15 protein-coding genes and 1 riboswitch are annotated in these 19,495 nt (G+C 49.6%); of the genes, 8 read left to right on the top strand and 7 right to left on the bottom strand.

Translation table 11 applies throughout. The annotated features are described in order from the left end of the window. Positions 1-13: 13 nt before the first annotated feature. The 3 genes from ACAN56_RS09070 (at position 14) to ACAN56_RS09080 (ending at position 3,077) form a co-directional block, all read left to right on the top strand. The gene (locus ACAN56_RS09070; protein ID WP_052092413.1) at positions 14-724 is read left to right on the top strand and encodes a hypothetical protein; all 711 of its coding nucleotides are present in this window, start codon (positions 14-16) and stop codon (positions 722-724) included. An 11-nt stretch (positions 725-735) separates the two neighbouring features. Further along, on the top strand, positions 736-1,836 hold the full coding sequence (locus tag ACAN56_RS09075; protein WP_038585067.1) for a toxic anion resistance protein: 1,101 nt from the start codon (positions 736-738) through the stop codon (positions 1,834-1,836). 434 nt (positions 1,837-2,270) lie between these two features. Beyond that, positions 2,271-3,077, top strand: coding sequence for a formate/nitrite transporter family protein (locus ACAN56_RS09080; protein ID WP_076111595.1), 807 nt, complete (start codon positions 2,271-2,273; stop codon positions 3,075-3,077). A gap of 104 nt (positions 3,078-3,181) precedes the next feature. On the opposite strand, the gene ACAN56_RS09085 is transcribed toward ACAN56_RS09080, so the two are convergent. The 6 genes from ACAN56_RS09085 to ACAN56_RS09110 form a co-directional block, all read right to left on the bottom strand. Then, positions 3,182-3,838 (bottom strand): 3-oxoacid CoA-transferase subunit B, encoded by a 657-nt coding sequence (locus tag ACAN56_RS09085; RefSeq protein ID WP_379142186.1) that lies wholly within the window; start codon positions 3,836-3,838, stop codon positions 3,182-3,184. Further along, positions 3,831-4,499, bottom strand: coding sequence for a CoA transferase subunit A (locus tag ACAN56_RS09090; protein WP_379142189.1), 669 nt, complete (start codon positions 4,497-4,499; stop codon positions 3,831-3,833). Before ACAN56_RS09090 ends, ACAN56_RS09085 begins: the two co-directional genes overlap by 8 nt. A 45-nt stretch (positions 4,500-4,544) precedes the next feature. Continuing rightward, positions 4,545-5,285 carry an acetoacetate decarboxylase gene (locus tag ACAN56_RS09095; RefSeq protein ID WP_379142192.1) on the bottom strand — a complete coding sequence of 247 codons (741 nt, stop codon included), beginning with the start codon at positions 5,283-5,285 and terminating at the stop codon, positions 4,545-4,547. A 33-nt stretch (positions 5,286-5,318) separates the two neighbouring features. Continuing rightward, positions 5,319-6,503, bottom strand: a complete 1,185-nt coding sequence (locus tag ACAN56_RS09100) for an acetyl-CoA C-acetyltransferase (protein ID WP_379142195.1) — start codon at positions 6,501-6,503, stop codon at positions 5,319-5,321. Between the two features lie 366 nt (positions 6,504-6,869). Further along, a complete protein-coding gene (locus ACAN56_RS09105) occupies positions 6,870-9,083 on the bottom strand; it encodes a TPM domain-containing protein (RefSeq protein ID WP_379142197.1) in 2,214 nt (737 codons plus the stop codon). A gap of 202 nt (positions 9,084-9,285) precedes the next feature. Further along, complete coding sequence (locus ACAN56_RS09110; RefSeq protein ID WP_197073643.1) at positions 9,286-9,429, bottom strand: hypothetical protein; 144 nt, start codon at positions 9,427-9,429, stop codon at positions 9,286-9,288. Between the two features lie 312 nt (positions 9,430-9,741). On the opposite strand from ACAN56_RS09110, the gene ACAN56_RS09115 reads away from it, so the two are divergent. From ACAN56_RS09115 to ACAN56_RS09125, 3 genes are all read left to right on the top strand, one after another. Further along, positions 9,742-12,852, top strand: a complete 3,111-nt coding sequence (locus ACAN56_RS09115) for an EAL domain-containing protein (RefSeq protein ID WP_379142200.1) — start codon at positions 9,742-9,744, stop codon at positions 12,850-12,852. 300 nt (positions 12,853-13,152) lie between these two features. Continuing rightward, a riboswitch (purine riboswitch) is annotated at positions 13,153-13,252 on the top strand. Positions 13,253-13,374: 122 nt separating this feature from the next. Beyond that, on the top strand, positions 13,375-14,811 hold the full coding sequence (locus ACAN56_RS09120; RefSeq protein ID WP_379142202.1) for an NAD(P)/FAD-dependent oxidoreductase: 1,437 nt from the start codon (positions 13,375-13,377) through the stop codon (positions 14,809-14,811). 146 nt (positions 14,812-14,957) lie between these two features. Beyond that, complete coding sequence (locus tag ACAN56_RS09125; RefSeq protein WP_379142204.1) at positions 14,958-15,908, top strand: VanZ family protein; 951 nt, start codon at positions 14,958-14,960, stop codon at positions 15,906-15,908. A 7-nt stretch (positions 15,909-15,915) separates the two neighbouring features. Here the strand turns inward: ACAN56_RS09125 and ACAN56_RS09130 are convergent, their stop codons facing one another. After that, positions 15,916-16,518, bottom strand: coding sequence for a nucleotidyltransferase family protein (locus tag ACAN56_RS09130; RefSeq protein ID WP_379142653.1), 603 nt, complete (start codon positions 16,516-16,518; stop codon positions 15,916-15,918). Positions 16,519-17,075: 557 nt separating this feature from the next. Between ACAN56_RS09130 and ACAN56_RS09135 the strand changes: the two genes are divergently transcribed. Continuing rightward, complete coding sequence (locus ACAN56_RS09135; protein WP_379142206.1) at positions 17,076-18,743, top strand: LytS/YhcK type 5TM receptor domain-containing protein; 1,668 nt, start codon at positions 17,076-17,078, stop codon at positions 18,741-18,743. Further along, a complete protein-coding gene (locus tag ACAN56_RS09140; RefSeq protein ID WP_038585089.1) occupies positions 18,740-19,468 on the top strand; it encodes a LytR/AlgR family response regulator transcription factor in 729 nt (242 codons plus the stop codon). The genes ACAN56_RS09135 and ACAN56_RS09140 overlap by 4 nt, the downstream gene beginning before the upstream one ends. Positions 19,469-19,495 lie beyond the last annotated feature (27 nt).

Raw genomic sequence — 19,495 nt, forward strand, 5'->3', positions numbered from 1 at the left:
AGAGGTGAGGACAATTTATTCGAAATCAAAAGTATTGTTGTATGCAGGAGCCGGCTATGTTGTGGCTCTGCTGACGAGCGCTTTCCTGCCGGAGCTGCTCTCTCTGCTGTTCCCGGTTGCCGGAGCTGCCATCGGGCTGCTTGGAGGCAAGCGCACACGAACTAACCTGCCGGCGGAGGTACTCCCGGCCGGGCAGGAGCCGGCAGCGATCGCCCCGGCTTCTGCTGCGGGCAGTCCTGAAGTGATCCGGGCTGCACCCGCAGGATCGGAAACCGGTGCACCACATTCCTTGTCCGGCAGAGGACATACTGAGATCAGGATCGGAGCGGAATTCGCCCCGGTGGTGGAGTATCTCGGCATTCTGGAGGATATGATTATTTCGGAAGGCCAGAAGGATACGCTCGACAATGAAATTGTTGAGAAATCACTGGCACTGATCGCCAGGCTCCAGCGGGTCATTCCGCTGCTTCAGGAGCTGGGCAACGGTGAGATCAACCACACGGTCCGCAGATTGGTGCTGAAGGACCTGAACGGGGTCATCAATCCTTTCCTGCGGCTGGGCGGTGAGGCCAAAACGAAAAATCGGAGAATGCTGCTGAACGGTCTGCGGGATGTCGATTCCAAAATTACGGAGATCGCCTCTACGATCGAGCATAAAGACCTGATGGAACTTCAGACCAAGGCGGAACTGATTCATCAGCGGTACAGCAGTTCCGAATTATAGGAGGGAAACCCATGTCCACGCAGTTGATAGAGCTCAAAAAAGAAGATGAGCAGAAGGTAGTTGCAGAAGCTTCCCAATTAATTGAGAAGGTAGCCAAGACCGATACCGTTGCACTGGATTCCTTAATGGATGACATCGGCAAGCTTGGGGTGAAGACGCAGGAAAAAGCGGGACAAACCCTGAAACTGCTGGATCGGCCGGTCAATGATCTGATGTCCGGCAAACGCGTCGAAGTGCCGAATATGATTATGAAGCTGCGCAATGAATGCGAGAATCTGCAGCAGAGCAAAAATGTCAGCTTTTTCGGCAAAATGCTGCGCAAGAGTCCGCTCAAGAATTATGTCTACAAATATCAGTCCGTACGCACCAATATCGATGCCATCGTGACCGGCCTGCGGGACGGACGTGATACGCTTGAAGAGAGCATTGTCAACATGCGGCAGCTGAAACGCACCTCCATGGACGAAATCTACAACCTGCAGACCAAGATTGCCTTTGGCAACAAGCTGAAGGAGCTGTTCGAGGTGGAAATCGCCAAACCGGAGAATGAATTCCGCAAGGCTTATCTGGAGCGGGGGCTGCGCAAGGTCATGGTGCGGATCCAGTCCATGACCGAGATGATCCTGCTCTATAATCAGGCTATTGCTGCTACGGATATCATCAATGACAACAATGATAAGCTGATTGATTCGGTCAACAATGCGATTGACAAGACGTCAAATCTGATCACCGTATCCGCGATGATTGCAATGTCCCTGGCCGATCAGGAAAATGTCATTTCCGCCGTGGAAGCGACGAACAAGACGATTGAGGACCAGTTCAAGGAGAATGCGCGTCTGCTGCGCACCACGACTGAGAAGACGACAGAGCTGCTGTCCAAGCCTTCCATGTCGCTGGAGGCAGTGAATCAGGCCATCGGCGATCTGCTCAGTGCCTTGGATACCTCCGAGCAGTCCAACCGCCGGATTATCGAAAGCTGCCAGGATTATACGTCCAAAATGACGACAATCAACACGCAGTTGAACAACCGTCTCGGGCTGAACGAAGCCTCGCAGCCGCAAGCGCTGAAGCAAGCCGGCAGCGACAGCGAGCTGAGCAGCTTCTTGAACTGACACCTTGTCCGAATATAGATAAATAGCTATTTTGTTCTAGCCTGCTGGATGGTTCAGCGGGCTTTTTTGTGCGCATAGCGGTTCAGCCTCGGGTATTAGCAGCTTAAGGAGCATTCATAATAGAGCACTCCCCTACATAAGTTGTCACTAAGGCAACATATGGAGGAAGTGAGGAACTGCGGATGATTCTGGGATGCCTGATATTTGTGCTTATTGTCGTAGCCAGCAGCGAAAAGGCAGAAGCCATTGCCAAGCTGAATGATCCGGATGACGGCAGCTAGCACTGCGGCAACGGATTCTCACTAAAGAAAATTTGTAATATATTGACGCTCTGTGATTCAAGCAATTTCCAGCGGTTTATTGGGTATAATACCCCAGGAGGCTGTATCAGCCTGCCATCATCGCGGAAAATACAAGCATTAAGCGGAGGTCATATGGAGAACGAGGCACTGCTGCAGGTTGAGAAATTGGCACTGAAGAAACAGAAGATTTATCGGCAAAGCATATTGCGTTATATCGCCAGAGCAATGCTGGCTAGTATGTTTATCGGATTCGGCGTAATTGTAGCGTTCAAGACAGGCAACTTTTTCTACATGGAGCAATCACCGATGACCTATCCGATGGCTGCGATTACGTTTGGCGCGGCCATCATCCTGATCTCCTACGGCGGAGGCGATTTGTTCACCGGGGATACATTTTATTACACGTATGCTGCCTTAAGACGCAAGATGCAGTGGACCGAAGTTGTGCGGATGTGGACCGTCAGCTATCTTGGCAATATTCTTGGAGCTGCGGCCTTTGCGCTGCTGATTTTTTTGACCGGACTGTTCTACGATTCCAGCGTCAACGGTTTTCTGCTGAATGTGGTCGCCCATAAGATGGAGGCTCCGGCGTCTGAGCTGTTCTTCAGAGCCATCCTGTGTAACTGGCTGGTCTGTCTGGCGTTTTTTGTTCCGATGTCAATGAAAAGCGACGGGGCCAAAATGTTCGCCATGGTCCTGTTCGTATTCTGCTTCTTTATTTCCGGATATGAACACAGTATAGCCAATATGTGTACCTTTGCGATTGCACTGGTGCTGGATCATCCCGGTACGATATCTTGGGGCGGTGTGGTGCACAATCTGGTGCCTGTCACCATCGGGAATCTGATTGGCGGCGGTGTATTGATGGGTGTAATGTATTACTATGTGAACAAGCCGTTTCTGGACGAGGAGCATGACAAGCCCAAGGATACGCATTAACCGAAGACCAACCAACCCGCTTCCCCAGATTGGGGAGGGCGGGCTGTTTTTTTGGGGGACGGTGGAGTTTGGAATTAGCCAAATACCGTAGGTTACTATTTTGCTTAAACGGGAATGGCCTTCAAGTTTGGCGAGATCAACAACTTTGCCCTGGTTGCCTTTTGAACGTCTTCCACCGACAGACCGGGCGCAATTTCCTTCAGCATCAGCCCTGTGCCCGGAATCACATCGATGACAGCCATTTCGGTTACAATGGTTTGCACAACATTTACAGCAGTCAGGGGCAGCTTGCAATGTTCTAATATTTTCGGTTCCCCATCTTTGTTCACATGGTCCATGGCTACAATGACACGCTTGGCCCCGACCACCAAATCCATAGCTCCCCCCATGCCCGGCACTTTTTTTCCTGGAATCATCCAGCTTGCAAGGTTGCCGTTCTCATCAACCTCCAAGGCACCCAAGACGGTGATGTCCACATGCCCTCCACGGATGATGGAGAATGAAAGCGCACTGTCAAAATAGCAAGCTCCTGCCATTGTTGTAACATAACTTCCGCCAGAATCAATACAATCGATATTTTCTTGTTCCTTTGTGGCTTTGGGGCCAACACCAAGGATTCCGTTCTCAGCCTGCAGCATAATATGAACATTATCGGGAATATAGTTTACTGCCATGGTAGGCATGCCAACACCCAGGTTGACCACATCGCCGTCTTTAAATTCCTGGGCGATTCTTCTCACAATGAATTCTCGGTTATTCATGCGTATCCCCTACCTTTACAATGGCGTCGATAAATATTCCGGGTACGTTGACATGATTGGGATCAATCTCCCCGAGCTTTACATATTCGTCTGTCTGGGCAACTACATAATCTGCCGCCATAGCCATAACGAAATTGAAGTTGCGTGAGGAGCCGTTGATCACAAGATTGCCCGCTTCATCTGCCTTATGGGCTCTGATTAGCGCCACGTCCGCTTTGAGCGGCAGTTCGAGCAGATATTCCTTTCCGTCAATATCTATTTTCCTTTTGCCTTCCTCTACAATGGTACCTACACCTACAGGTGTTAAAACACCGCCCAAGCCTGCTCCTCCTGCACGTATTTTTTCAGCTAACGTGCCTTGCGGGAAGAGGTTTACCTCAGCTTCTTTGGTCATAAGGAGTCTTCCCGTTTCGGGATTGGAGCCGATATAGGATGCATAAATCCGCTTGACTCTGCCGCTTTTTACAAGCTTATATATAGATAATTCCGTGGTGCCAGTATCATTGGAAATAATGGAGAGATTACCGGCGGAATGGGTCTCGACAAGCGCACGCACCAACTGTTCGGGATGGCCTCCGGCCAGAAAACCACCGACCATCACCGTGTCTCCGTCTTTGACCTTCTTAACGGCGTCTTCTGCGGAGATTAATTTGTTGTTCATGGTTTCAGACTCCTTGTATATTTTTTTTTTTTGAGAAAGCAAAGTTTACTGGAGATAATCATGAATGACTCTTGCGTATGGCAGCGTTAAATCGGCAATAAAATGTTTGCCGCCGATATACGCCTTAACAGGAAAATCTGCCACAGGAGCATGGACGTGGGGGGTCAGACTTAACCGGGCCGGCCCTGACCAGGCGCCCTTTACTGTAATATTCTCGAGATTGTACGCCACTAACTGCGCAATTTTAGGGGTACCATCAACATCGGGAATTAATTTTAGATTCACTTGGGTTTTTGCGATGGCTGTAGCCGTGTCCTTTTCGTCGAGAATGTTATGTTTGAAAGGCATGGTTCCCATGGCCACCTGGACATGGTTATAATGTAATGTACCGGTCAGCGTTTCTGTACCTTCAACACTCAGGCGGGGGTTCGCCCATTTTTTGGGGAACCCCCAAATTTCACGTCCTCCAAGAATAGCAGGTGCGTTATCCAAATACATTTGAGCAACAAAATTGCAGGGTTCCCCCTGAAAGATACACGGGATGACAATACCGCTCTCCTCATAGCTTCCTAGACCGGATGAATCAGGCATCTTGATCCATTCATAGGAAACGGTATTGCTTCCATCCGGCTGAAGAGGCTCCGGGACCGCCTGTCTAATCGCAGCGGGATCGGATTCATAGGTAATTATAAAAAATTCCCTGTCGATGAAACGGTAGGGGGGACGACCATAACTAGCGCTGGCCGCAGGCATGGACTGCAGTGAAAAAATCTCTTGTGGATTCATAACAATCGGATCTCCCTTTCTTGTAGAAGAGTGTTAGATGAGTGCATTCTCAATCAGCATCGCGATTCCCATACCCGTTCCGATACATAACGAGGCTATGCCGTAACGTGCAGAGCTTCGTACCATTTCATGCGCAAGCGTAACCAATATCCTCGCTCCGCTTGCACCGACAGGGTGTCCAATTGCGATTGCGCCGCCATTGACATTCACCTTCTCCGGGTTGACCCCAAGCTCTTTTATTACCGCTAATGCTTGTGCAGCGAAGGCTTCATTAATCTCAAACAGATCGATGGCATCAAGGGAGATTCCCTGATCCTTAAGAAGTGACGAAACGGCTTTCACCGGGCCCATCCCCATATATGCAGGGTCAACGCCAACAAGTGAATAACCCTTGATATAGGCCAACGGTTGTACCGCATGCTCCTTGCATTTGTCTTCCGACATAACAAGTACAGCCGCCGCTCCATCATTGATCCCCGAGGCATTTCCGGCAGTAACCGATCCGTTTGTCTTAAATGCAGGTTTTAAATTAGAAAGTTTTTCTTTACTTGCATCTCCTCTTACATGTTCATCCTCCGAGAACCAAATATTCTCTTTTTTGGTTTTGGTCAGAACGGGAACAATCTGCTCTGCAAAAACCTGCTTGTTTTTTGCTTCTATAGCCTTGATCTGGCTTCCATAGGCAAATTCATCCTGCTCAAGTCTTGAAATGTTATATTTCGCGGCAATGTTTTCTGCGGTAATTCCCATATGATATTTATTGATGGGACACGTAAGGCCGTCGGCTACCACGGTGTCTATCAATTCACTGTTGCCCAGCTTGTAGCCATTTCGTGCATTCCTTAGTACATAAGGGGCGTTCGACATGCTCTCCATACCTCCAGCTAAGAGGACGCCGCCTTGTTCTGCCAAAATAGAGTTGTAAGCTAAAGCGACGGCATGAAGCCCTGAACCGCAAACCGTGTTTATTGTTGATGCAGGTACTTCAATGGGGATGCCGGCTTTTAATGCCGCCTGTCTGGCAGGATTTTGGCCAGTGCCTGCTTGAAGGACATTTCCTAAGTAAATTTGATCAATCAATGCAGGCTCTAGTTGACTTTGCTGAAGGCAGGCTGTCATCACGTTTGCCCCCAATTCCGAGGCGCTTACTGACGAAAGTCCGTTGTTAAAAGAACCGACGGCTGTTCTTAATGGGCTTACCAATGCAACTTTTTTCACAAGTCCTCACATTCCTTTCACTGTGTTTAAAAAACTTACATGCGGGTATATACCACGGTGCATGAGAGAGTGAGCGTTATAGTGTGATCGCCTTCCTTCGTCCTTATTTGGAATTAATTAACAAATTAATCGTAAGTCTAATGTTCATTTTACTCAATGTTCAAATAAATACATAAATTTACATATTGATATGTATGGGGCCTTGTATACTCATATAATGAAGTCGTTCTATCATTTTCATTGTTTTTCTGGATATTTCTGGTTATTTCAGAAAAAACGAATGAAAAGTGAAAAAGAGTTCAAGTCAAAAACGCCACCGGCCAGTTATTCCGGGCCGGTGGCGTTTTGCATAGATATGTTCGCTGTCTACCATTTGGAGCCGCCAGAGGAATTTCTGCCGGATTTGCCGCCACCACCGCCCCAGGATGACCCGCCAGTCGAGCGGCCGCCGCCTCCCCAAGAGGAACCGCCGGATGATCTGCCGCCGTCGAAGCCGCCCGAAGAGGAGCCACGCTTGCGTGCCTGCTCCCGGCGCTGCTGTTCCCGCAGGATGGCCAGCTGTGCCAGGCGCTCCTCTTCTTCTTTTTGGCGTACGAGACGGTTCGCTTCCTCCACGAAGGAGGAAATCTGGGACTCGTAAGCATGTGCAACGGCTTCCAGCTCATCCAGGTTATAAGGCCGGATGGACAGCCGCTGCTCCAGTTCACCATACTCAGGGATCAGGGAGAGCTGGAATTGGCTTCTGGAGGCGATTCCCTTGCTCTGAAGCCGCCGCTGGGCCGTATCCACACGCTCCTGTCCTTCCGGCAGGAGCCGGGTGACGTTAGCTAAGCGTTGGCCCAGCATATTGAGACTCTCGCCGACATTGTCGAACTTCTGGGCGGTTTCTTCCTGAAGTTTGAGCAGCTGGTCCAGGCTATTGCGGGCATTGTCATATTCCCCCCGCTGGTCACTGGTCCAGGTTTCGATCTGCGGAACTTCTCCCGCACCCTGACGGAGCTGTGTTCCCGCAGTCTCCATTACCTCCTCAAGATGAGTCAGATGGATCTCCGCAAACCGGCTGCGGGCTTCGGAGATCCGGCTGTTCAGCTCATTGCGCCGCTGAGACAACTCGCTCCAACGGCTGCGGACCGTATCCAGATCCCTCAGGTTGTTCTGGCGGATCAGGGCCTGGCGCTCTGTCATGGCAATGGCATCGCCCAGCAGGGTATCCATACGGGCAGCGATTTTGCGCACCTCATCCATGTCTCCGCTGCGCAGCGGAGCTTCAAGTGTTGCCGCGGCTGCGGAGGCCTGATCCAGATTCTCATAAGGTTTGACCTTCATATTGTGGAGGGAATTCTGTTCGATCAATGCGGCGATTGTGCTGCGGGCAGCCGCCAGAACTCCAGGAAAGTCATTCAATTTGTCGTCATACGTATCGACATCCTGCAGATCCTGCTCGATCTGCGCCTGCTTCTCCTGCGCCTCCACGGTCATATCCTGTGCGGCAATTGGGTCGAACAGCTCCAGCTCATCCGCTTTGGCGGTCTCTTCAGCCAGTTCTTTCAGATCATCGGCAATTTCCTGCAGCCCATAGCCGGTTTCCTTGACCGCACTCTGAAGCTGGAGGTTCAATTCAGGCGCTTCCTTCTTCAGTTCGGTAATCTGCTGTTTAACGTTGCGGTCAGCATCACTGATTACGGCAATGTGCTGCTCTTCTTCCTCCAGCGAGGAGCGAAAAGCTGTTTCAGTCTGCTGCAACTGTGAGCTGGCAGCCTTGAGGGCCTTCAGACGGTAGAAGGGAGGCTGCGAGCTTTGGCTGCTCTGCAATACAGAGATCTCCACCAGCTGTGCAGACAGCCGCTTGGAGATTCCCTCGACCATTTCTCCCGTCTTGCCTTGAACAATTCCCTGGAACGGCTGCAGGGATTCCAGCGCCCGGTTCGCCCGGACCAGCAAGTCGGCCAGCTGCTCCTGCTGGCTACGGAGCTGCCCCCGTCTGCGCAGGCCGGTGAACAGCACATACAGCACTAATGCCAGCAGCGCTATCCCAATGACAATGCCGGCCATCTTCAGCAGCCCAAGGCCTGGGCTGCTGCTGCCGCTGCTGCCAGTGCCGCCGAAGGAGTGCAGCTTCTGAATCATGGAACGGATTCCCCCGGCAAAATCCCCTTCCCGGGCATAAGGATTAAAATACGTGTCCAGCAGCCCCGTGATGGCTGCGGTATCCAAGGCTCCGCCTTGAGCTTGAGACCAGGAGTTGATATAGCCCTGTAGGCCCGGATTCTTGAAGTTCAGTTCAACTCTCTGGTCTCCGGCAGAGATCAGAAGGAGAACATCCTGCGGCGTCAGGCCCCAGGAATCATAGACGTCAGTGGCATAGGCGCCAGGCTCGGCGCCATCCAAAGAATCGACAGTCAGCACCCGGATGGTATAGCGGTCTCCCTCAGCAATTGCGGCAACAGTTGCCGCCTCCTGCGTCGAGAGCAGGCCGGCTTCATCGGTAACCAGTCCCTGCTGAGCGGGAATCGCTGCCGCATAGATACTTGGCATCCATAGCAGGCTGATGATCAGGAACAAGGAAATATATTTTTTCAAACTGGCACGCTCCGATCTATAGGACTATTGTTCAGTATATTATGCTGATTATTATACTATATCATTAAACATCCTAAGCTTTGCAGATGCACTTTTAAGCAATTAATGGCCCTTTTGCAGCTTGTATCAAATGTTTTTTTCTAAAATGGCATTAAAAAAAGCCGCACCCCGTAATCCGGGAATGCGGCATTCTGCACGATCATTATCTGACTTGCAGGCAGAGAATATATTGTAATCTGGATTTAATTTCTTTTTGCCATTTCAAATCTCCAACTTTAACAGCAAGATTGAGCAGATCCAGATAGTCGTCAACCTGCAGAGCGGTCCGGGTATTGGCTGAGTTCATGGGTGTTCAGTCTCCTTTTAACTCCATATAGTGAATTGAATGTATTCGTTTATTTAATAATGATAATCATTATCAACCGTTATTGCTATTATCCACATTTTAAGCTAAAAAAGCAATATAAAAAATTAAAAAGATGAACTGTTTTTGCAATGGACAGTTTAGCACTTTGCTCAGGCGGGGCAGTGAACTGGCATATTTGCACAATTTATCACAATAGGTCGGGTAACTTGCAGGAACCATACCATTTTTTGTCGAATACAGCTTCTTATAACTGCTCTTAGCCCGATTTTTATTGGAAAAAGGAGAATTGCGATGAAGCGGTGTAAACTCATCCTTCTAATTAGCATTGTGCTCATGATTGCACCCCCTGCTGCCGCTCACGCTGAAAGACAAGAGATAAGATATCAGACAGAGCTGGGTTATCCGCCTTATAAATACATACAGAACGGATATCTGACCGGCTTTGATATTGACCTGACAAGCATGATTTTTGAGAAGCAGGATTATCTGATTCAGTACAGCACCGGCGAATGGGAGGAAACGTATAAACGGCTAATTGACGGAGAGATTGATACCACCGGACTTATGGCCGTTACGGAGGAGAGAAAGAAGCAGGCATTGTTCTCTAAGCCTGTGTTCAAAAGCTATATCTCTGTCTATTCGCGTCAGGCGCTGAAAGAAGTAGTGAAGCTAAGCACCTTGGAGAACTATAAGGTAGGAGTTGGCAAGGGTCAGTACTCCGAGATGGTGCTGCACGGCAAAGCAGGAGTCTCACATTACATAGAATATGCAACAGTACCAGAAGCGCTGGAGGCTCTGCAGAAAGGCGAGATTGATCTCTTGTTCGAGAACCAGGGTGTTGTCGATTATTTGATTGTTGAGCGTGGATTAACCGGTGCAATTATTCGCAAAATGAGTAATTTATACCCTGAGGATATCGCTTATGGTATCAGCAAATCAGCACCGGAGCTGGTCTCCTACGTTAATGCACGGCTGGAACGGCTGCAGCGGTCCGGTGCTTTTGAGGAGCTGTACCAGCAATATTTTTTCGCTCATTCGGATGATTATCAATCCTTAACCAATGGGAGGATCATTTCAGGCATCGTCATCGGCTTCTGTGTGCTGCTTTTTGGTATTGTTCTAATAAGGGTTTACATCAGGCGTTTACGCCGGACTATCCACTCCGAGCAGGAATTTTTTGAGGATGTTATTGAGCATACCGGGATGATTGTCTGGGCGGTGGAGGGTGATAAGAGGATCGTGCGTTTCAATCAGTATGCGGAAAAGATGACAGGTCTGAAGGAGCAGGACATGCTCGGAAAAAGCCTCGATGATATTTCCGGTCTGGAAGGCAGCGCAGCCTTGCTCAGAGATCTCCTTATCAAAGCGGTGTACAAGGACTACGCAGGCAACGTTGAACTGCGGCTTCCCGATCATGTGCCGGATGCCCGCTATTTCTCCATCCGGACTACTCTGATTAAGGGGATGGATGAGCAGGCTGAAGACATCTTCGTACTGGTTGGACTGGATATTGATGAGCGCAAGGAGAGTGAGCTTAAGCTTCAGCTCAGCTACGAGGAGCTGGAGTCGACCTATGAGGAGCTGGCGGCGGCAGAGGTGGAGCTGCAGGAACAGCTTAACAAGCTGGGGGTCAGTGAACGCCGGTTCCGCCTGGCCTCAGAAAGCTCCGGTGCTTATATGTGGGAGCTGGATTGGGAGACAGGGGTCTATAAGCTTTCTGACCGCTGGTACGAAGTAATGGGCTACAATGAAGAAGAAATCAACTCGTTTGACGGCGGGGTGCTCAGTATCATTCATCCCGATGACCAGGAGACTGCGCGGAAGGCGAGAGAAGAGCATCTGTCCGGGTTGACCCCGATATATGAGACTGAATACCGCATGCGAACCAAAGATGACAACTATATATGGTTTGAGGTGCGCGGCAAGTCGATTGTCGATCCAAAGGACAGGATTGTGCTGTTCCTGGGTTCCCTGATTGACATCAGCAAACGCAAGCAAGCTGAGTTCAAGCTGAATAACAGCTATCAGGAGCTGGAGGCGACGTATGAGCAGCTTACGGCAACACAGCAGGAACTGGTAGGACAATATGATATGCTGGTCGAAAATCAGAAGAATATGCACCGTTTGGCTCATGTGGACTTACTCAGTAATCTGCCCAACCGCCTCAGCCTGCTGGAGACGATGGAGAATTACTTCCAACGGTCTGGCGGCAAAGCGGCACTCTTGTTTGTGGATACCGACAATTTCAAATACATCAATGACACGCTGGGTCATAAATCGGGTGATATTCTCATCCGCAAAGCCAGTGAACGGCTGCAGTCGCTTGTGGATGAAAGAGCCATGCTCTCCAGACTCGGCGGAGATGAATTTGTAATTTTCCTAAAGGATACGGATGACCGTGAAGCCGTGCTGAATTTGGCGGAGGACATCATGCGGTCATTCCGCAGGTCTTTCCTTATCGGGGAAAGCAATCTGTATGTCTCTGCCAGCATCGGGATCTCCTTCTATCCGGAAGACGGGGAGACCACAGAGGAGATTCTGAAGAATGCCGATGTGGCGATGTACCGGGCCAAAGAAGAGGGTAAAAGCACGTATGTAGTCTATGATAAGTCCATGCATACCCCGTTTAATGAACGGATGAACATTGAGAAGCATCTGCGAAGTGCGATGAACAACAATGAATTTGAGCTGCATTATCAGCCGCAGGTGGAGATCGGGACCGGGATGATTTCCGGCTTTGAGGCCTTAATTCGTTGGAACAGTCCTGTGCTTGGTTTTGTATCACCGCTGTCATTTATCAAGATTGCCGAGGATTCGAGGCTGATTATATATATCGGAGAATGGGTTCTTAGGGAAGCCAGCAGGTTCATGAAAAGCGTACATGACCGCACCGGAATTCCATATAAAATATCCGTCAACATTTCGATCATTCAGCTGTTGCAGGATGATTTCGTGGAAATGGTGCTGGACAGCCTGGCGGAAAGCGGACTTGAGCCCAACTGCCTGGAACTCGAAATCACGGAATCCATTTTTATGGAATCCTTCGAAAGCACTGTCAGCAAGCTGGGATTCCTTAAGTCGCGCGGGATCCGCATCGCCCTGGATGATTTCGGAACAGGGTACTCTTCTTTGAGTTATTTGCAGCAGCTGCCGATTTCCACACTGAAGATGGATAAAATCTTTATAGATTCTCTGGAGGATAAGGCCTACAGCCAATCCTTTGTTCAGACGATCATCATTCTCGGCCACAAAATGGGTCTTGATGTGGTGGCTGAGGGAGTAGAGGATGCCAGACAGCTGGAATTTCTTAAGCAATTCGACTGCGATAAGGTACAGGGTTATTTAATCAGCAGGCCGGTTCCGGAGCGCGGAGTATGGGAATTGCTTGAGCCTCATTATTGAAATAGAACTAGAGATGACTGCACAGCAAAGCGAGCCCGGGACAATATAGTCCGCGGGCTCGCTTATATTTTCGCGTAGGAATAGTCTTGGAAAAGTCTTTTTCCAGTGACAATATAACTATATATTCGACAAAAACCTCAGGTTTCCTTCCACTGATATTTATCTAATAATGTTCGTATTTAAGTGAATGAGCTTTAGGAGTTATAGCTAAAAATTCTCTCATTAAGATCTAAAGACGAATTATTTTCTGGTTTTGTCCTTGACACATTCGTGAATAATCTGTAGAATTTCTATTGGCTCATATAATAAAGTTAAGCTGTTCGTATATCCTCAAAGATAAGGTTTGGGGGTTTCTACAGGGGACCGTAAATTCCTGGCTACGAATAGGGTGCATTTTGCATACCTATGAAGTATCCGGGATTTTTGTGTTGTGGTTAATAAATTATCTATTTTCGCAGAAACGGACAATGGCCTGCATGAGTATGGCGATGCCGTTTCTCCCTAGGAGGAACAGAGAAACAGATGAGTAAATATGATGTGATTGTCGTTGGTGCGGGTCCGGCCGGAATATTCGCCTGCTATGAATTGACACGAAAGGCGCCTGATTTGAAGGTGCTGCTTGTGGACAAGGGTCATGATATTTACCGCCGCAATTGCCCGATCCTTGAGGAGAAGATCAAGCTCTGTCCGCCCGCTTCGGGGCGCAAGGAATTCGCCGGCTGTCTGCCTGCCTGTTCAATTACTGCCGGTTTCGGGGGAGCAGGGGCCTACAGTGACGGCAAATTTAACATCACAACGGAGTTCGGCGGCTGGATGACCGATTATTTGGCACCCTCCAAAGTGCTGGAGCTGATCGAATATGTAGACAGCATTAACCTGGAGCATGGCGCAACACCGGTCATTACCGATCCGACAACCGAGAGTATCCGCAATATTGAGCAACGGGGATACGCTGCCGGACTGAAGCTGCTGCGGGCGCAGGTGCGCCATCTGGGAACAGAGCAAAACCTGGAAATCCTTAAATCCATATATGAATATTTGAAAACACGTATTGAAATGCTGTTCAAGACAGAGGTTCAGGATATAGTTACCGTAAAAGACAATGGAACGCACCGCATTACAGGCATTACGCTGAAAAACGGGGAAAGCCATGAGGCGGATAAGGTTATGATTGCCCCGGGCCGTGACGGTTCGGCCTGGCTGACCGAGGTGCTGAAAAAACGCCGGCTAAAAATGTACAATAATCAGGTCGATGTAGGTGTAAGAGTCGAAACTTCGGATGTGGTAATGCGGGAGATCAATGAACATCTTTATGAGGGTAAATTCATTTTCAATACATCTGTAGGCACCCGTGTCCGCACCTTCTGCAGCAATCCGTCAGGACATGTTGTTGTGGAAAATCACAGCGGTGTGATGGCGGCCAACGGACATTCCTATAAGGACCCTGCACTGGGTTCGAAGAACACCAACTTTGCCCTGCTGGTCTCGCATACGTTCACCGAGCCCTTCGACAAGCCCAATGAATATGCCCGGGAAATCTGCAAGCGGGCGAACGATTTGTCCAGCGGCGGCGTGATTGTACAGAAATACGGTGATATTCTCCGTGGCCGGCGTTCAACGGAAACACGGATCAAGGAAGGATTCCTGGAGCCGACGCTGAAGGAAGCGGTACCCGGCGATCTGGGACTGGTACTGCCGTACAATACCATGAAGAGCCTGATTGAAATGGTGGAAGCCCTGGAGAAAGTAACTCCGGGTATCGCCTCCGAACATACGCTGTTCTATGGAGTAGAGGCGAAATTTTATTCGGCCCGTCCGAAGCTTACGGAGAATCTGGAGACGGAAATTTCCGGACTGTACTGCGGCGGAGACGGTGCGGGCATCACCCGCGGTCTGGCTCAAGCCGGAGCCGCCGGGGTATGGATTGCCCGGGGGATGATGGAACATACCGGCGCTTAAAGACAATAGAATAGGTGAAGAAGGGCAGACTCTGCAGGGATTTCTGCGTTGAGTCTGCCCTTTTTCTATTTAGCTCTCATTTGAACTCCCGCTCATATGGTATACAATAATTATCATAATTGTAAATTAGAGAGGGTGATGCAGCAATGGATTCAAAGCAGGACAAAAGCAGGGGACTTCAGGTGATAGTGTATTTGCTCTTTATTGTGTATGCATTATTTACTGTTCAGGTAATTTTGTTCAAAACTATTCCTATAACAAGCATATTTGAGGCGGACAATGCCTTAAGAAGTGTGAACTTGATCCCATTCCACACGATTTACGGATTTTTCACAGATGAATCCATCGGCAGCGATAGAATGGTGACCAATGTGTTGGGCAATATCGGGATCTTTATCCCCTTAGGCCTTGCCGCAGCTTATATAGGAAAGAGCAGGACCTGGGGATTTAAGGTTGCTTTTGTCTTCTCGGTTAGTATGGCTTTTGAAATCATTCAATATATCTTTGCGCTGGGAAGCAGTGATATTGATGATATTCTGTTGAACTGTGCCGGAGGTGTGATTGGCATAGCCTTGTATAAAGCTCTCTTGAAGATCACTCCTTCCGGAAACCAGCTCCTTGCGGCGATCATTGGATTCTTTTTACTGGCAGGCATTGGCGGAGGTGTTGTGACGGGGGTGGTGGATCGCAGCTTGCTGCCTTTTGCTGATCAGGAGATGGAATACATAGATGAGAACAAGCAGATCATGACAGGCGTAGATGAGAGTACGGCAGATCTGTTCGGCGATTTGACCGCTGCCCAGACTGACGCAATAACCCTATATAACAATCCTAAGTATAGTATGCTGAAGAAAACAGCGGAAACAACAGAACCCGGGCAAGAGAATAGTACCATTCCAGTAGGTGCCTCAACCAAAATCATTATCAGGCATTTGGCGTCTGATCAAAATAAGATTATCAGCACCTACGAAGAAGGTACGATTTCCAGCCTGGTCTCCATAGTGGAGTCATCTCCAGCGGCCCCTACAGTCAGAGTCTGGTTGGACGGAGACAGCAAACAAGCGGCAAGGATGCTGCTCGTAAATGTTCTGAAGTGAAGTGATATTACCAAGTGTTCCTATCTTCTTGGGCAAGCTGGCCGGCAGCTGTAATTTGCACCCGAGGCCATAACAACCTCCAATTCTTGCTGGCGATCCGTTTCTCATAGATAGAGTGCAGCTGGCGGTTGGCTATAAAACTCGGAGTGGGTCTGAGCTCCATTTGGATTACATCCCGGATGCCATGAGGGGCGGCCAGCCTTAAATTACCGTGTTCATCCAGCGAAAGCCCAAGAGCGGTTGCCGTCTCAGGAAATTTGGACATGCCGTCGACAGAAGAGGTATAGGGCGGAATATCGTTAACCACATGCATTCTCGCCTGGTTCTTGACCGACCAGGGGATGGACGGATCGGCGGCCCGCAGCTGCGCTTCCCAGGCTTTTTCGGTCTCTTCGCGGATGTCGCTGCTATCATAATAAATAACATCAATATCTGCCAGCGGTGTTCTTTCCGTAAATCCATGCTGGACATCCCAGACTTTAGAGCGGACAAATCCGGCGCAGACCCAGGAATCGGGCAGCATCAGCGCTCGGGCGGCAGATAGAATATTCATCATCCACGGGTCTTCTCTCACTGCCCGCAGGAGATCTTCCTCGGTATGGATCAGCAACATAGGTCCTCCTTTAAATAGTTGCACTAGAGCGTGTCTTCAAACCGCTTCCCCGCCAAAATCTGCTGCTGTATGCCCTAAGGAATCATGGGTACAGTAGCATTTTCTGATCACACACGGAGAAAGGCGTTTACGAACGGACCGAGTTGCACTTAATTGGGGCTTTTAGCCTGTTACAGGAGGACAACGGACTCCAGCGCAGTTATTTCTCCCTGCTGGCCGTTTTTAGATAGAATGCAGAGCAGATAAGGTCGCCTGGGTCCGCAAAAGAGAATAAACAGGTGTTTTACTCTCCATAGCGCCTCCTGAGTCCGTCCCTCGAGTAAACGAACCCGCTGCGGGCTTTTAGGTCCCCTACTTTCAATACTAAATCCCTGCTTCCCCAGAGCTCTTCCAGTTTGAAGACATGCACTAAATAAAAGCAACGGTTTTTTTATCTGATGCCTCTATTATAAGGCCGAATTTACAGGCTTGGGTACTCTAATAAGACAATAGGGCGGATTGCTATTATGATTTGGCACATCTTATAATGGACCGATAGATTGACCATTGGAGGCATGGCTGTGGAACATAACTTGACGATATTGCTGCAATTGTTCGAAAGGGCGGCACTGCTGCTGATGTGCCTGTTTGTGTTGACCCGGCTGCCGCGGTTTAAAGAGATTTTTGTCAAAGGGGCTTACGCTCCGCAGGATCTTGTGATCGTGACGGTGATCTTCAGTCTGTTCGCGATCTTCGGAACCTACAGCGGCATTAAAGTCGACGGCTCACTGGTAAATGTGCGGATTATCGCCATTATGGCCGGCGGGATTTTGTTTGGTCCTTGGGTCGGACTGATTACCGGCATTATATCCGGGGTTCACCGTTTTCTGATTGATATCGGCGGCGTGACTTCCGTGCCCTGCCTGATTACAAGTGTCACGGCGGGAATTGTCTCCAGCGTCATTTACCGCCGGACCACGGCTGACCGCCGCTGGATTGCCGGTATCCTGGCCGGGATGGGCTGCGAAGCACTGACCATGCTGCTTATTCTGGTTATGGCAGATCCTTCATCGCTGGGTGTGGATATCGTTTCGAAGATCGCTTTTCCGATGATTGTGGGTCAGATCAGTGTCGGCCTTATTGTTATGCTTGTCCAGAGTGTGGAGGGGGAGAAGGAACGGATTGCCGCGAAGCAGTCCAAGCTGGCGCTGGATATTGCCAATAAGACGCTGCCGTATTTCCGCAACATCAATCCCCAGTCGCTGCGCACCATTTGCGGGATTATCAAAGAGGACATCGATGCCGATGCGGTAGCGATCACTGATACCCGCTTCATCCGTGCCTATGTCGGAGTGGGAGAGGAATACTACACCGAGACGAACGAGATTATCAGTGAAGAGACGAAAAAGACGCTGAGGGACGGCGAAATTACGATCCGCGATGACGATACTGAATATATGAACCGGGCAATCCGGTCACTGATTATCATTCCCCTGAAAGAGAAAGGCGAAGTGACCGGAGCACTTAAAATTTACTATACCAACGCCCATAAAATCACTTACTCGCTGCAGGCAATGGCGGTAGGGCTGTCGCAGATGATTTCGACGCTGATGGAGGTATCGCGGGTCGAAGGCATTAAGGAGATGGCTAACAAAGCCGAGCTGAAGGCGCTGCAGACGAGCATTAATCCCCATTTTCTGTTCAATGCGCTGAACGCGATTAGTTCACTGATCCGGATTAACCCGGATAAGGCACGGGAGCTGATCATCAACCTGTCAGGCTATATGAGATACAATCTGGAGCTGACCGATGAATTTATTGATATCCGGCGTGAGCTGCAGCAGGTCCAGCAATATGTGGAGATTGAAAAAGCCCGCTTCGGCAGCCGCCTGGCCGTTGAGTATGATATCGACGAAGTGGAGGTGCGTATTCCCAGCCTGATTATTCAGCCGCTGGTGGAGAATGCGATTGTTCACGGCATTTTGAAAGTGAAGGGACCAGGCACGGTGACGATTTCGGTAAAAGACCAGGGAGAGACCGTGCGGATCGGCATCGCCGATACCGGAGCAGGCATCGCGCAGGAGACGATGGAGAAGGTCTACAGCGGAAGCATGCCGGATAACAAAATCGGGCTATATAACGTACATCAGCGGGTAAAGCTGATTTATGGCAAGGGTCTGATCATTCACCGGCTGGATAAAGGGACGGAAATTTATTTCGACGTCACAAAGGAGAAGCGATGAAAGCGATAATTGTAGAGGATGAAGTGCTGGCAAGGAGTGAGCTTGCCTTTCTGATCGGAGCACACAGCGATATAGTGATCACCGCCGAGTTTGAGGACGGACTGGATGCGCTGAAATTTCTGCAGGCTGAGGAAGTCGATGTGATTTTTCTGGATATCAATATTCCGTCCATCGACGGCGTGCTGCTGGCCCAGAATATCAGCAGGTTCTCGGTCAAACCCTATATAGTATTTATCACTGCCTACAAGGAGCATGCCGCCGACGCTTTCGAGATTGAAGCATTCGACTATATTCTGAAGCCCTACAGTGAATCGCGGATGAAAGCCATGCTGAACAAGCTGGAAGCGGCATTCGCGGCGCGTAGCCGTCCCAGAGAAGAAGGACATCTTGCGGTCAGCAACAAGGTCAATCTGTGGAAAAACGAGAAGATCATCGTTGTCGATGCCGACGAGATTTATTATGCTTCAGCGCAGGAGAAGACAACGAGCGTAATGACTAAGGGAGAGGAATACAGCATGGCTCTGAGCATCAGCGAGTTCCACAGCCGGCTGCCGCAGGACAGCTTCTTCCGCTGCCACCGGTCCTATCTTGTGAATCTGTCCAAGATCAAGGAAATTATCCCTTGGTTCAATAATACGTATCTGCTCCGGCTTCGTGATCTGGACTTTGAAGTGCCGGTAAGCCGCAGCAAGGTCAAGGAATTCAGGCAGATCATGCGCCTGTAGCGGCATTTCATTCCCGCATTCGGTCAT

The sequence above is a fragment of the Paenibacillus paludis genome (assembly GCF_042610515.1).
GTDB lineage: Bacteria > Bacillota > Bacilli > Paenibacillales > Paenibacillaceae > Paenibacillus_AQ.